Here is a 13,870-nt window from a genome sequence, read left to right as displayed (position 1 = left end):
CCGCCCGGTCAGCCGGCAACGGCCGACCGGGCGGGAGCATGTCGGGCCGCGCGGCGGTCCGCCGGGGAGTCCAGCTCGGGGAAGACGTCCGCCACCCGGTACTCGGGAATCGGCGGCAGCGGCAGCGCCGCCGGCGGCGCGGGGAGCGTGAACCACACGACCTTGCCGTCCTCGCCCTGCGGCCGCGCGCCCCAGCTCTCGCTGACCGCGGCGACCAGGGCGAGGCCACGGCCGCAGGTCGCGAGCGGGTCGGTGTCGCACAGTTGCGGCAGGTGCGGGTCGTGGTCGTGCACCGACACCGTGAGGCGGTCGCGCAGCAGCTCGATCTCGACGGTGCACATCTTGTCGGGACCGGCGTGCCGATGGACGTTGGTCAGCAGCTCGGTCACGCCGAGCATCGCCTCGTCGATCAGGGGATCCAGATGCCAGTAGCGCAGCTGCGCCGATACGATCCTGCGGACCTGGCGGATCCGCGACGGCAGGGCCTGGAGCTCCACCGTGCAATGCTTGCTTGGGTGGCTGATCACGGCTGCGACTCCCCGAATTGAAGGTCCGGAAGAAGGCGGAGTACCGAGCCAGCAGAGGGTCGCGTTGTCAGCCGAGGCCCGCCTGCTGCATGTCCGGCGGGCTGGTTCGCAGCGTTATCGCCGGTAAACCCTGAGTAGTGATGTGTGACCAGAGTGACTCAGGGGGTGCGAGCCTGCAACTCGCGCACGCAGTCCCCCAGTCCGCCGCCGACTACGTCAGCCGGCCGCGCGCCCTGCGCACCGCGTCGAGGAACCGACGCGTCGTGGGCGGCCCGCTCTCGCCGGCGAGGCGGGGCACCGCATCGCCGGGTTCATGATCGTCGCCGAGTTTCAGCAGGTAGCGCCTGCCGCCGACATCGGCGAGCGCCCGGTCGCCGGGCGCGAACCAGACCTTGCCGGCGCGGACTTCCTGGAGCGGCGCGCTGTCGATCTCGCTGCCGTAACTCGTGAGCAGTTCGAGACGGCCGCCCTTGATGCGGACCTCGCCTGCCCGGGTGAGCGAGCGAAGCAGCCGCCCTATGCGCACACCCGTCGCCGTGAACTCCGGCTCCGCCATGTCGTCCGCCCCCTTGGTGTGAGCTCTCACCGGCCCCGCGGTGCAGTCTGCCCGCACGAACGCGTCCGCACCAGTGCGCGGGGGAGTGCGCCCGGCAGGGGAAGGGCCGACTCACGCCTTTGTTCCTCGGCACGCCTGTTCCTGCCCTGGGGCAGGCGTTCCTTTGAGTTGCTCAAAGGGATGTTTATGCAGGTGAGAAGCGTGTGGAAGGTGTCTATGATCGGGGCGTCCGACCGGTCGTAAAGACGACGGCCGGGTGTGGACGGCGTCGCACCGGCGCTCGGCACGACGCTAAGGAGCCATGCGGTGAGCACCCCTCGGCAGGACCCGTCAGCCGTGATCCCCCAAGGGCCGGAACCGGTGCCCACGCTGGACGTGGACCACACGGACGCCGCGTACCGAAGCTGGCTCAAAGAAGCCGTACGAAAGGTCCAGGCCGACGCCAACCGGTCGGCCGACACCCACCTCCTGCGTTTCCCGCTCCCCGAGGAGTGGGGCATCGACCTCTATCTGAAGGACGAGTCGACGCACATCACCGGCAGCCTGAAGCACCGGCTCGCCCGCTCGCTGTTCCTCTACGGCCTGTGCAACGGGTGGATCCGGCCCGGCCGCCCCGTCATCGAGGCGTCCAGCGGTTCGACCGCCGTCTCCGAGGCCTACTTCGCGAAGCTCATCGGGGTGCCCTTCATCGCCGTGATGCCCCGCACCACCAGCCCCGAGAAGATCCGCCTGATCGAATTCCACGGCGGCCGGTGCCACTTCGTCGACGACTCGCGCACGATGTACGAGGAGTCGGCGGCCCTCGCGGTCGACACCGGCGGCCACTACATGGACCAGTTCACGTACGCGGAGCGGGCCACGGACTGGCGCGGCAACAACAACATCGCGGAGTCGATCTACCGGCAGCTGGAGCTGGAGCGCTACCCCGAGCCCACCTGGATCGTCGCCACCGCCGGCACCGGAGGCACCTCCGCGACCATCGCCCGGTACGTCCACTACATGCAGCACGACACCCGCGTCTGCGTCGCCGACCCCGAGAACTCCTGCTTCTTCGAGGGCTGGACGACCGGGGACCCGGACGTCACCTGCGACTGCGGCTCCCGCATCGAGGGAATCGGCAGGCCCCGCATGGAGCCGAGCTTCGTGCCCGGCGCGATCGACCGCATGATGAAGGTGCCGGACGCGGCAAGCGTCGCTGCCGTGCGCGCCCTGGAGGGCGCCATCGGCCGCAAGGCGGGCGGCTCGACCGGTACGGGGTTGTGGAGCGCGCTGAAGATCGTCGCCGAGATGGTGGCCGAGGGCAGGACCGGCAGCGTCGTCACCCTGCTGTGCGACCCGGGGGACCGCTACCTCGACAAGTACTACTCCGACCAGTGGCTGGCCCACCAGGGTATGGACATCGCGCCGTACACGCGGACCATCGAGACGCTGCTCGCTACGGGAGTGTGGCCGAGCGCCGACTGAGGCCCGGAACCTGTCTCAACTCGTCCTGGAATCCCGGGAGTTCGCGGCGATCCTGCGGTCGAGCGCGGCCACCGCGTCACGGAACGCCCGGCCGAGTCCGGCTCGGCCGAGCCGCAGCCCCACCCGGAAAGCGGCGGCGCCGTCCGCGGCGAACGTCCACTGCACCCGCGTCCCGCCGGTGCCCGACGGCGTGAGCCGCCACTCCTCGACCAGGGCACGTATCCCCGGCGCGTTGGTCTCGTCCACCCGGTACGCGTACACCGTGTCGGGCTCGGCCGCGAGGATGGTCTCCCGCATGCGCGTACCGCCCCTGAGTCGCACCTCGCGCCCTGTGCCGCCGTCCGTCGGGCGGGCCAGCGTCACGGCGGAGAACCACTCGGGCCAGCCCGTCACGTCTTCGGAGAGCGCCCTGAACACCGCCTGCGGAGGCGCGGACACCTCACGGGCGAAGACCAGGCGCAGCGGCGCGGACTCGGTGAACTCGAGCCCCACGGGCTTCAGTCGGCGTGCCATGGACGTTCAGCCCCCAAGCGGAATCGGGCGGTTGACCGGGCAGAGGTCACCATAGCTGGCGAACCGTCAGATGTCTGTACCTGTTCCGGGCTCGCCCGCGATGACGAGCCGCAGCTCCTCCGAGATCTCCGCGCGCGCGTCCGCGGGCAGCCCCGCGTCCGTCACGAGCGTGTCCACCTGGTCGAGCGAGGCGAACGAACTCAGGCCCACCGTCCCCCACTTGGTGTGGTCGGCGACCACGACGACCCGGCGCGCGGACTGCACGAGGCGCCGGTTCGTCTCCGCCTCCGCCAGGTTCGGCGTCGACAGGCCGGCCTCCAGCGATATGCCGTGCACACCGAGGAACAGCACGTCGAAGTGGAGCGCCGCGATGGCCTGGTCCGCGACCGGCCCCACCAGAGAATCGGAAGGCGTGCGCACGCCGCCCGTGAGGACCACGGTCGCCGCGCCCTGCCGCTGTCCCGACGAGCGCTGCGCACCGTGGAACACGTCCGCCACCCGCACCGAGTTGGTCACCACGGTCAGGTCCGGGACGTCGAGGAGGTGGTGGGCCAGCGCATACGTCGTGGTGCCGCCGGACAGCGCGATGGCCGTGCCCGGCGCCGCCAGGGCCGCGGCGGTCCGCGCGATGTCCTCCTTGGCGCTGAGCTCCAGACCCGACTTCGCCTCGAAGCCCGGCTCGTGCGTGCTTGCTTCCTCCACGGGGACCGCGCCGCCGTGCACCTTCTCCAGGACGCCCTGCCGGGCGAGCGCGTCGAGATCACGGCGGACCGTCATGTCGGAGACGCCCAGCTTGCGAGTGAGCTCGTTGACCCTGACGCCGCCACGGCGCCTGACCTCGTCGAGGATCAAGGCCCGGCGCTGCTCCGCGAGGAGGTTCTGATTCTCGCTCACGTCCTGTCGGATCCCTTCGCCTCGTCACATCCGTCCATGGTCGCCACATCCTCGCACGCGCCACCGACACCCGGACCACTGCCCGCTCGCGTGGGCAGTATGGCGCGCGGTGGCACGGATGGGGGAGATTCGGTGACGAGGGATGCGTAGCGCGGGCGTGAGCGGGGATTCTGATTCCGGCACCACACGCGCACGTCAATCGGGGGATGCTGAACGGTGGAGCGTGACACGGCGGACGAGACCGCCCTCGAACTTCTGGTCCACGGCGTAGGGGGCACCACCCCCGAGGCGATGCTGGGCGACCCGCGCACGGTCCGGGTCTCCGGCGACGACACTGCCGCGGTCTACCGCCGCGCCGACGACGCCGACGCGGAGGAACGCCCCGACGACTACCGGGGCAAGCCCGTCCCCGAGGCATACGTCTGGTGCAACCTCACGTCAGGCAACGGCTCGCGCGCCTTATGGCTGCTGCTCCTGCCGTTCATGGTGGTCAACCTCGCCCACTGGATGCGCCCCAACGCCCACCGCCGCACGCGGACCGTGCGCGCCTACGGACTCCTGGTGCGCCTCGTCGGCCTCAGCCTCACCGTCCTCCTGGTCGCCGCCGCCTGCGAGGTGGCGCTCGACCTGGTGGCCTGGCAGTGCGCGGGCACGCGCGCGTGCTCCGAGGGGCGCTCCTGGCTCGGCTTCCTGTCGGTCGACGCGCACGGACACGGCGGCTGGTGGAGCCAGCCCGGCCGCCGCCTCGCCCTCGCCGCCCTCGTCCCGGCCGCCCTCACCGGACTCCTCTGGTACCTCTCCCACCGCACCTGGGGCGCGTACGAGTCCCAGCAGCCGCTGCCCCACCAGCCCGACCCGGAGGAGGAGGCCCCGACCAACGCGCTGGGCCGGCCGGGGTTCTGGTACGGCCGCCGTCTTGTCGCCCGGCTGCGCGCCGCGCACACCGCCGCGGGCCTGCTCACGGTGGCGGCCGCCGTCGGCACCTCGGCCGCCCGCTTCGACCGGGAGAGCGGCGGCCCCGTCCTCCTCGACGTGCTCGGCCGGATCCTCGACGGCGCGCTCGTCGTGGGCACCGCCATCGTCGTCTGGGTGGTGTGCCGCAGGGGCCGCAGCGAGAACACGGTCGACCGCACCCTCGACCGGACCCTCGTCCGCCTCCTGCCCGCGGCCGCCCTCGCCCTCCTGGTGCTCACGTTCCTTTACGCGGGCTGGTCGCGCCCCGAGTGGCGCTCGCAGGGGCGCCTGCCCGGAGACGCGACGTTCGGCGGGATCGTCCTTGTCCAGGGCGCCGTGATCGTGGCGCTCGCCGTGGTCGCCCACGCCATCCACCGCCGAGCCCGAGACCCCCGTGCGGCCCTGCGCGGCCTCGGCGGACCCGCGACCGCGATGCTCGCCTGCGCCCTGGGCGGTGTGATGTCCGGGGGAGTGTCCCAGCGCGTCGCCGACTGGCTGGACGGCTCCGGCACTCCGGGCGCCGGCGGCACTATCGAGGGGCCCCCCGTCCTGCTGTCCTGGCAGGCCTCGGTGATCCCGCCGCTGCTGATCGTCGTCGCCGTGGTGTGCGCCGTCCTCGCCCAGCGCACCATGCGGCTCAAGCGCCGTGAGACGGCCACCGTCGCGACCGACTACCCGGGGGAGCCCGAGGACGCCGCCCGCACCGGCCGCATCGCGGGCACGCGCGCGCGTGCCGCCCTCACCGACCAGGCGCCCATGATCATCGGCGCGGTCTCCACGGTGACCCTCCTCCTCGGCGCGGGAGCCCTCACGGGCGCGTGGGCGACCCACCAGGTCCCGGGCCGGGCGGCACAGGGCACGTACGACATCGTGGAAGGCGCCGCGCAGACCGCGCAGGCCATGGGCTCCTGGCTCATCGGCCTCGGCTTCATACTCTTCGTCACCTGGGGAAGGCGCGCCTACCGCGACGCGTCGGCCCGCCGCACGATCGGCATCCTGTGGGACGTCGGCACGTTCTGGCCGCGCGCCGCGCACCCCTTCGCGCCGCCCTGCTACGCGGAGCGCGCCGTGCCCGACCTGACCTGGCGCATGGCCACCTGGACCCGCACCACGGGCGGCCGCCTCGTCCTGTCGGGGCACTCCCAGGGCAGCGTCCTCGCCGCCGCGGCCGCCTGGCAGCTGCACCCCACGGTCCGCCGACGCGTCGCCCTGCTCACCTACGGCTCGCCCCTTGAGCGGCTCTACGGCCGCTGGTTCCCGGCCCACTTCGGCCCCGCCGCGCTCGGCGCCCTGCACCGTCAGGTCGACTGCTGGCGCAACCTGCACCGCACCACCGACCCGATCGGCGGCCCCGTCCGGCTGCCCGGCGAGGACGGCCCCCAGGTCGACCACCCGGCGCTGAAGGACCCCCTCGCCTACGGCCGCACCGAGCAACACCCGCTGCCCGCACCGATCCTGGGCCACTCCGACTACCAGGCCGACCCCGTCTTCGCCGAAGAACGGGCCCGCCTCCTCGCCAGGCTGCGCCCGGAAGTCCCGGCGCCACGCCCGGACGGCGAGCCCGCCGCGACTCAGGGCAGCTCGGGCAAGTCGTCCTCGTAGAGCAGGGTCAGGTCGTCCGTGCTCGGCTCGGCGAGCTGGGCGACCCGGCCCGCGTGGCGCTCGACCATCGACTCGAAGGTCTGACGCGCGGTGCGGCCGTTGCCGAAGGCGGGTCCCTTCGGGAGCGCCGTGAAGTGCTTCAGGAGGGCTTCGGACGCGCCCTCGCCGAGCCGGTACTCGTGCTCGTCGGCCTGCTGCTCCACAATCCGCAGCAGCTCCTCGGGCGCGTAGTCGGAGAACGTGATGGTGCGTGAGAAACGGGACGCCACACCGGGGTTGACCGAGAGAAAGCGCTCCATCTCGGAGGTGTAGCCCGCGACGATCACCACGACGGAGTCGCGCTGGTCCTCCATCAGCTTCACCAGCGTGTCGATCGCCTCACGCCCGAAGTCACGGCCCGAGTCCTCGGGGGACAGGGCGTACGCCTCGTCGATGAACAGCACGCCGCCGGTGGCCCGTTGAAAGGCCTCCTGCGTGCGGATGGCGGTCGAACCGATGTGCTCACCGACCAGGTCGACCCGGGACACCTCGACGAGATGGCCCTTCTCCAGGACACCGAGCGAGGCGAGGATCTCCCCGTACAGGCGCGCCACGGTGGTCTTTCCGGTGCCGGGGGAGCCCGTGAACACCAAGTGCCGCCTGACGGAAGCCGCCTTGAGGCCTGCCTGCTGCCGGCGCCGGCCCACCTCGATCATGTCCGTCAGGGCGCGCACCTCGCGCTTGACGCTCTCCAGGCCCACCAGGGTGTCGAGTTCACCGAGGACATCGGCCGACGTACGCGTCGTGTCCGGCGCCTCTGTCTCGGGTGCCGGAACACGCTGGTCGGGCAGCGCGCTGAGCAGTCCCACGGTCTGCGTGGCCTTCTGGACGCCGGGCACCGGAACGGGCTGCCCCGCGGAGCGCACCCCGCCGCTCTCGTCGCTGGTGCAGCCCTCGACGACGGGACCGTCCTCGGCGAATTCGTAACCGCCGCGCGAACACCGTTCCGTACGGCACTTCTTGAGCGTCGTGCGGCAGCCGTCGATGATGTGGAAGCCGTAGCCCTCGCTCCCGGTGACGCGGCAGCCGTGGAAGCTGCCCCGGCCCCCGGCCGACACGTAGAAGCCGGCCTCGGCGGGGGAGGTGACCGTGCAGCGCTCGATCGTCGGGTCGGCGCCCTTGGTGACGATCACGCCCGTCTGGACGGCGTCCACAGTGCAGTTGGCGAGGGTCCCGCCACTCCCGTGATCACGGAACCAGGCACCCGTCGCGGCCTCCCTGATCCGGCAGTCGTCCAGCTGGGCCGTGGCGCCGTCGCTCACCGACACGGCCGTGTTGCGGACTTGGGAGAGATCGCTGTCGACGACGTCCACGCGGGAGCCGCGGTCAAGCACGAAGAGGGCGTCGGGCACGTCGTGCACCCGGCACGCGTCGAGCACGGCGGTCGCGCCGTCGCTCACCCACACCGCCGGATAGTCGCCCGTACTGTCGTGGATCTCGCACTGGTTGGCGTCCACGCGCGTGCCCGGGTCCCACACGGACAGACCGTTACGCCCGAACCGGCGCACCGTCGAGCGGGTCAGCGTCAGAACCGACCGGGAGCGCAGGTCGATCGCGTTCTCCGGGATCTCGTGGATACGGCAGTCGGAGAGGGTGAGCACCGCGTCCGTGTCGAGCGTGACACCGTCCGCCGTGGTGCGGTGCACATCGCAGTCCGTGAGGTGCGCCGTGGCGCCCCCGGCGATCTGCACGCCGGTGCCCTTGACCTCGTACACCTCACAGCCGACGGCCTCCAGGCCGCTGTGCTCGCCGGTGACGGACAGTCCGGAACCCGACGCGTGATGCACCCGGCAGCGCTCCAGGCGGGGGTGCGCGCCGCCGCGTACGGCGACTCCGGCCTGGCCCGCCGAGACGACTTCGCACTCCTCGAAGACACCGCCCCCGCCGTCGAGCACGGCGATGCCGATGCCTCCGGGGTTGTCGACGGTGCAGCGCCGCACGGTGGGCCGCGCGCCGCCCCGCACCTCTATGCCGGCCGCCGAGCGCGTGACGATCCGCAGATCGCAGAGCTCCGGAGCGCCTTCCTCCACCAGGAGTGCCGGGGCCGCCGAGTCCTGCCCCTCGACATGCAGATCGATGACGGTCGCGGACGCGCGCACGGTGAGCGGCACCCCGTCGACCGGGGCGATCCGCACGGACCCGGGCGAGCCCTCCGGACCGCGCAGCGTCACCGCGCGCTCCACGACGAGGTTCTCTCTGTACGTGCCCGATGCCACGGTGAGCACATCGCCGTCGCCCGCGGCCTCCAGGGCCGCGGCGAGCGATCCGTACTCCCCAGTGCGGCGCCGCCACCGCGACGTGCCGGTGTGCGTCACCTGGACCGTGCCCTGTGCCATGGCTTTGTCGTGCCCCCACCTCGTCGTACGCGGGTCCTCGCTGCGTTACCCGCGGCGAAGGTGGGTCCACCGTAGCGTGCGCGAAGGACGGGAGTTGACCGGAGCGGAAGGCCGCTCAGCTGCCGGTCCCTGTCCTGCCCCAGTCCGGGCCCGCGTTGTCCCAGGCGCGGTCCCAACGGTCGTACCGGCGGCGCACCATGCGCCACACGACCAGGCGCCGGGCGCCCTCGACGAGCCCCGCCACGGCCGCCGCGGTCCCGAATCCGGCCAGCGCGGCGTGTGTTGTCGCCGTCGCGTTGTCCAGCGGGCGGCCGGCGACCTGACCCGTGGCATCGACCCACAGCGTGAACCGGTCGCCCGGATGCGGGGTCTTGAGGCTCGACAGGACGCGACCCGTGTGCTTGACGCCGTCGGGTCCCTTCCAGCCGGCGACGACCCTGCTGTGCGCGTCTCTCGCCGTGGACGTCTCGGGGTCGGGGTCCAGCGGCGGCTGGGGCAGCTTCCGTACGACCGTCGCCGGAACTTCCCGTCGTTCCTTGCGCTGTTCCTGCACGGACTGCATCAGGGCGCCGTGCGCCAGTGTCCCCGTCGCGACGCCGATGAGCGGTGCGACAACGACGATCAGCAGCAGCGCCACCAGTGCGACCCAGGCCTCGGCGAGGTCGGTCGCGCGGCGCAGCGGATTGTGCCGCCAGCGCCAGAGACCGGCGATTGCCCGCACAGCCAGCACCCCCTTCCGCCTCCGTCTTAACCGTGAACGGCACGACTCACGCGCGGGTGGGGCGAAGAGAGAGCGAAATCACCCCACTCGACGAAGCTCTCCGCCTGTCCCTCTCTCCATGTCTTTCCATTGTGCTCCAACGACCGTGTTCCGGCGCGGGGTTCCCCACGCGGCCACGCGTCAGCCCAGGATCGTGACCGCGTCACCGATCCGGACCGTCCCGGTCGTCTCCGGGACCAGGTTCGTCCCGAAACACAGCTGGTCACCGAAGCGGCGGTGGCGTGCGAGCGTCCGCAGCGGCTCCTTGCCACGCTCCGAAGTCGACTGGTTCGTGGTGGTCACCACGCAGCGGCCGCTCTTCTTGGTGATACGGAACGTGACGTCGCCGATCGAGATGCGTGACCAGTCGTCCTCCGCCCAGGGCGCGGTGCCGTCCACCACGACGTTCGGCCGGAAGCGGTTCATGGGCAGCGGGCCCTCGTCCGCGTGATCACCCTGCGCGATGAGGGAGTTGAGGGCGTCCAAGGAGGACAGGGTGGTGAGCAGCAGCGGATACCCGTCGGCGAAGCTGACCGTCTCGCCGGGCTTCGCGTACTCGGGGTCGATGGGGCGCCGCGTCGCCGGGTCGTCGAGGTGGACGAGCCGCACGTCGGCCTCAAGGTGCGCGCTCCACCAGGTGTGCGCCGCGTCGTCGGCCGGAACGGCCTCGACCTTGTCCCCGAAGATGTTCACCGTGGTCGTCCCGCCCGGCCGGGGCACCGGCACGGTCAGGGGAGCGCGGCCGGGTGCCGACATGCGCAGACCGTCGCCGTCCGGGGTCTCGGCGGAAGTGAGCGCGAGACGCGGGTGCTGGCGCTGGGTGACGACCTTGCCCGAGGCATCGATGAGCACCCACCGGCGGTCTCCTGCAAGACCCCACGGTTCCACGGCCGCCTCGCGCGGCGCGCGCCCCCGAACCGACTTCAGTGGGTGTATGTGAATCGAGTGAAGCGAGGCATTCGGCATGGGGCCATCCTGCCAGCCGGCACGGACAGCCCCATGTCCGGAAGATCAATAACCGCGGTACTGCTGACGGTTGTACGGATCCTCGTAGGGCGCGGCAGGGCGGGGCGCCGCGGGGCGCATGGCCTCGTAGCCGGTGCCGGGCGCCGGGCGCTGCTGCTGTTGTTGCGGCTGCTGCATGCCCGCGTAGCCGCGGGGCCCGGAGGCCTGCTGCGGGATGTACGGCGCCGGCGCGTGCTGGAGCGGCGCCTGCTGCGGGGTCGCGTAACCGTACTGGGGCATGGGAGCGGAGGGCGCGGCCGGCAGCGCGGGAAGCGCGGACGGGAGCGCGGGCAGATGACTGCCGGTGTCGTACATGGCAGGAACCCGGATCGGGGCGATCTGGGGTGTGCCCCGCTCTGCGACGAGGGAGTCGTAGATCGGAGTGTCCGGGAAGGACGGCGCGGAGTAGTAACCGCCGCCATAGGTGGAGCGGGGGGAGGTCATGGCACATAAGTTAAGCCCACGATGTGCTGGTTGGGGAGACCGATAAGAGGGTTGTTTTGCGTGTCGGCAGTGACTCGCGATCCCCAATGCGAGCGAACTTGGCAAAATCGGTCGTCGTCCAGCGTTCGGATCGTGTAAAGGCGAGTTCTGATGGGTTACCGGCGGTTGGCCAGTGATCATCAAACGCCGGCCCCTGTGCCGCTTTCGGTCGCGGGGAATAGGTTGACCAGGAAGCCGGAGATCTCTGTTGGGGGCGGACATGCCAATGTCTAAGGGTTCGAATGTCGTCGTGGCGGCGCCGGCCGTGCGGATCGAATTGGGGTGGCGTTCAGGTGCGGGGGTGCCCGACGCGGACGCCTCCGCGCTGTTGCTCGTCTCCGGAAAGGTCCGTTCGGACGCGGACTTCGTCTTTTACAACCAGCCGGCGCACGCCTCGGGGGCGGTACGTCACGAGGGCAAGCGGAGCGCGGACGGCCAGGTGACCGACACGATCTCGGTCGACCTCGCGCGCGTGGAGCCCGCGATCGAGAACGTGGTGCTCGCCGCGTCGTCGGACGGCGGCTCGTTCGGGCAGGTCCCCGGGCTGTACATCAGAGTCCTCGATGCGGCGAACGGCGCCGAGATCGCGCGCTACGACAGCGCCGACGCGAGCATGGAGACCGCCTTCGTCCTCGGCGAGCTCTACCGGCGCCAGGGCGCCTGGAAGTTCCGCGCCGTCGGCCAGGGATACGGCAGCGGTCTGGCGGGCCTGGCCACCGACTACGGGATCACGGTCGACGAACCCCAGACACCCGCGCCGACACCCGCACCCGTATCGGCACCCGCGGTCACGCCCGCCCCCGCACCGCCCGTCGCGGCCCCTGTCACCGCGCCGCCGCCTCCGCCCCCCACCGCACCCCCGCAGCAGCCCGTCCGCCTCACCAAGGTGACGCTCACCAAGGCGGCGCCGTCCGTCTCCCTCGCCAAGCAGGGCGGCACGTCGGGCGCGATGCGCGTGAACCTCAACTGGGAGGTGCGCAAGCAGTTCAAGGGGTGGGGCAGCAAGCTGGGCCGCGCCGTTGCGCAGCACGCGGACCTCGACCTGGACCTGTGTGCCCTCTACGAACTCACCGACGGCCGCAAAGGCGTCGTCCAGGCCCTGGGCAACGCGTTCGGCGCCCTGAACCGGCCGCCGTACATCCACCTCGACGGCGACGACCGCACCGGCGCCGTCTCCAGCGGCGAGAACCTGACGATCAACCTCGACCACATGAAGGACCTGCGGCGCGTCCTCATCTTCGTCACGATCTACGAAGGCGCCCGCAGTTTCGCGGACCTGCACGCGACCGTCACGCTCCAGCCCCAGTTCGGCGCGGCCGTCGACTTCTCCCTGGACGAGTGCACCGTGCCGTCGACGGTGTGCGCCCTCGCGCTCATCACGAACACGGGCAGCGACCTGACCGTGCAGCGCGAGGCCCGCTACCTCGTGCCCGAGCGCGGCGTGAGCCCGCAGCGCACCGTCGACTACGCCTACGGGTGGGGCATGAACTGGACGCCGGGCAGAAAGTAGCGCCCCGGTCGGCTACTGCCGCTCCGGCGCGGGGTGCGGCCTGGAATACGTACGTCCCTTCCAGGCCGCACCCCGCCCCCTGTAGTGCTGCACCGCGGAGTCGACCGTCATGAGGAGATACAGGAACGCGGTACCCGGCAGCAGCGGCGCCGGCCACAGCGGCTGCGCGTAGTACCGCAGCATCGGAACGTACGTCGCGGTCATGAGCAGCCAGGCGAGCCCGCCGAGCAGCGCGGTGAGCCCATGTCCCGTGGCGAGTCCGGCGACGAGCGCGCCCGGCGGCGCCAGGTAGACGAGCGCGAGGCCGGCCACGGTCCCGGCGAGGAGCAGCGGATTGTGGCGCAGCTGGGCGTAGGCGCTGCGCGACACCATGCGCCACAGGTCGCCGAGCCGCGGGTACGGGCGGACGCTGTCGACGCGGTCGGCGAGGCCCAGCCAGATGTGGCCCCCTGCGCCCTTCACCGCCCGCGCGAGCGCGACGTCGTCGATGACGGCGTGCCGGATCGAGTCGGGGATCGCGGCGCGTTCGGCGGCCCGGGCGCTCAGGAGCACACAGCCGCCGGCCGCTGCCGCCGTGCGCGAGCCCTTCCGCGCGATCCAGCGGAACGGGTACAGCTGGGCGAAGAAGTACACGAAGGCCGGGACGACGAGCCGCTCCCACACGCTCTCCACGCGCAGCCGCGCCATCTGCGAGACGAGGTCGAAGCCGCCCGTGCGGGCCGCCTCCACCAGCTCCCGCAGGCTGTCCGGCCCGTGCGCGATGTCCGCGTCGGTCAGGAGCAGATATTCGGGATCACGCGCGCGTGCCAGGCCGATCCCGTGGCGCACCGCCCACAGCTTGCCGGTCCAGCCCGCCGGCGGTTCGCCCGGTGAGTCGACCGTGAGGGGCAGCCCGCCGTGCCGCAGGGCCAGCTCCCTTGCCAGGGTTCCGGTGCCGTCCGTGCTGCCGTCGTCGATCAGGAAGACCTCGGCCCGCCCCGGATAGTCCTGCGCGAGCAGCGAGGGCAGGCTGTCCGGGAGGACCGCCGCCTCGTCGCGTGCGGGGACGACGACACACACCGAGGGCCACTTGGCCGGCTCCGTACGCGGGGGCAGACGCAGGTCCGTGCGCCAGAAGAAGCCCTGCCCGGCCAGCAGCCACACCCACGCGGCCAGCGATGCTGCGGTGATCCACACAACGGCGTCCATCCGCCGCAGTCTGCCCCACCGCCCGCTCGCTGTGAGGGC

Annotated in this window: 12 protein-coding genes; 3 read left to right on the top strand and 9 right to left on the bottom strand. The window is 71.8% G+C overall.

Translation table 11 applies throughout. From position 1 onward, the window contains the following. Positions 1-8 precede the first annotated feature (8 nt). Both ACY0PA_RS06995 and ACY0PA_RS06990 read right to left on the bottom strand, forming a co-directional pair. Entirely contained in the window at positions 9-527 is a 519-nt protein-coding gene (locus tag ACY0PA_RS06995) for an ATP-binding protein (protein ID WP_473083839.1), read from the bottom strand. Positions 528-738: 211 nt separating this feature from the next. Then, positions 739-1,083: a hypothetical protein gene (locus ACY0PA_RS06990; RefSeq protein WP_473086258.1), complete on the bottom strand. Its 345-nt coding sequence runs from the start codon at positions 1,081-1,083 to the stop codon at positions 739-741. A 306-nt stretch (positions 1,084-1,389) separates the two neighbouring features. Here ACY0PA_RS06990 and cds1 point away from each other — a divergent pair, with 306 nt between their 5' ends. After that, entirely contained in the window at positions 1,390-2,547 is a 1,158-nt protein-coding gene (cds1, locus tag ACY0PA_RS06985; protein WP_473083838.1) for an L-cysteine desulfhydrase Cds1, read from the top strand. Between the two features lie 15 nt (positions 2,548-2,562). Here the strand turns inward: cds1 and ACY0PA_RS06980 are convergent, their stop codons facing one another. Both ACY0PA_RS06980 and ACY0PA_RS06975 read right to left on the bottom strand, forming a co-directional pair. Next, positions 2,563-3,060 carry an SRPBCC family protein gene (locus ACY0PA_RS06980; RefSeq protein ID WP_473083837.1) on the bottom strand — a complete coding sequence of 166 codons (498 nt, stop codon included), beginning with the start codon at positions 3,058-3,060 and terminating at the stop codon, positions 2,563-2,565. A gap of 66 nt (positions 3,061-3,126) precedes the next feature. Next, the gene (locus ACY0PA_RS06975; protein ID WP_383094842.1) at positions 3,127-3,954 is read right to left on the bottom strand and encodes a DeoR/GlpR family DNA-binding transcription regulator; all 828 of its coding nucleotides are present in this window, start codon (positions 3,952-3,954) and stop codon (positions 3,127-3,129) included. Between the two features lie 216 nt (positions 3,955-4,170). Between ACY0PA_RS06975 and ACY0PA_RS06970 the strand changes: the two genes are divergently transcribed. Then, on the top strand, positions 4,171-6,510 hold the full coding sequence (locus tag ACY0PA_RS06970) for a hypothetical protein (RefSeq protein ID WP_473083836.1): 2,340 nt from the start codon (positions 4,171-4,173) through the stop codon (positions 6,508-6,510). On the opposite strand, the gene ACY0PA_RS06965 is transcribed toward ACY0PA_RS06970, so the two are convergent. The 4 genes from ACY0PA_RS06965 to ACY0PA_RS06950 form a co-directional block, all read right to left on the bottom strand. Beyond that, positions 6,480-8,885: a right-handed parallel beta-helix repeat-containing protein gene (locus tag ACY0PA_RS06965; RefSeq protein ID WP_473083835.1), complete on the bottom strand. Its 2,406-nt coding sequence runs from the start codon at positions 8,883-8,885 to the stop codon at positions 6,480-6,482. The two genes, ACY0PA_RS06970 and ACY0PA_RS06965, sit on opposite strands and share 31 nt — an antisense overlap. A 115-nt stretch (positions 8,886-9,000) precedes the next feature. Then, the gene (locus tag ACY0PA_RS06960) at positions 9,001-9,606 is read right to left on the bottom strand and encodes an Rv1733c family protein (protein ID WP_473083834.1); all 606 of its coding nucleotides are present in this window, start codon (positions 9,604-9,606) and stop codon (positions 9,001-9,003) included. Positions 9,607-9,786: 180 nt separating this feature from the next. Next, complete coding sequence (locus ACY0PA_RS06955; RefSeq protein ID WP_473083833.1) at positions 9,787-10,611, bottom strand: MOSC domain-containing protein; 825 nt, start codon at positions 10,609-10,611, stop codon at positions 9,787-9,789. 45 nt (positions 10,612-10,656) lie between these two features. After that, the gene (locus tag ACY0PA_RS06950; protein ID WP_116500463.1) at positions 10,657-11,094 is read right to left on the bottom strand and encodes a DUF6643 family protein; all 438 of its coding nucleotides are present in this window, start codon (positions 11,092-11,094) and stop codon (positions 10,657-10,659) included. A 259-nt stretch (positions 11,095-11,353) separates the two neighbouring features. Between ACY0PA_RS06950 and ACY0PA_RS06945 the strand changes: the two genes are divergently transcribed. Then, positions 11,354-12,643 carry a TerD family protein gene (locus ACY0PA_RS06945; protein WP_473083832.1) on the top strand — a complete coding sequence of 430 codons (1,290 nt, stop codon included), beginning with the start codon at positions 11,354-11,356 and terminating at the stop codon, positions 12,641-12,643. A 12-nt stretch (positions 12,644-12,655) separates the two neighbouring features. On the opposite strand, the gene ACY0PA_RS06940 is transcribed toward ACY0PA_RS06945, so the two are convergent. After that, complete coding sequence (locus tag ACY0PA_RS06940; protein ID WP_473083831.1) at positions 12,656-13,831, bottom strand: glycosyltransferase; 1,176 nt, start codon at positions 13,829-13,831, stop codon at positions 12,656-12,658. Positions 13,832-13,870 lie beyond the last annotated feature (39 nt).

The organism is Streptomyces sp. DS1-CR2, from assembly GCF_055760475.1.
Note: the sequence above shows the minus strand (reverse complement) of the source record. Positions and strands in the feature narration are given on the sequence as shown.

What these genes read in the sequence shown, in the direction of transcription:
- ACY0PA_RS06990 (WP_473086258.1), bottom strand. Translation starts at nt 1,083, where the DNA reads ATGGCGGAGCCGGAGTTCACGGCGACGGGTGTGCGCATAGGGCGGCTG.
- ACY0PA_RS06980 (WP_473083837.1), bottom strand. Translation starts at nt 3,060, where the DNA reads ATGGCACGCCGACTGAAGCCCGTGGGGCTCGAGTTCACCGAGTCCGCG.
- ACY0PA_RS06965 (WP_473083835.1), bottom strand. Translation starts at nt 8,885, where the DNA reads ATGGCACAGGGCACGGTCCAGGTGACGCACACCGGCACGTCGCGGTGG.
- ACY0PA_RS06955 (WP_473083833.1), bottom strand. Translation starts at nt 10,611, where the DNA reads ATGCCGAATGCCTCGCTTCACTCGATTCACATACACCCACTGAAGTCG.
- ACY0PA_RS06950 (WP_116500463.1), bottom strand. Translation starts at nt 11,094, where the DNA reads ATGACCTCCCCCCGCTCCACCTATGGCGGCGGTTACTACTCCGCGCCG.
- ACY0PA_RS06945 (WP_473083832.1), top strand. Translation starts at nt 11,354, where the DNA reads ATGCCAATGTCTAAGGGTTCGAATGTCGTCGTGGCGGCGCCGGCCGTG.
- ACY0PA_RS06940 (WP_473083831.1), bottom strand. Translation starts at nt 13,831, where the DNA reads ATGGACGCCGTTGTGTGGATCACCGCAGCATCGCTGGCCGCGTGGGTG.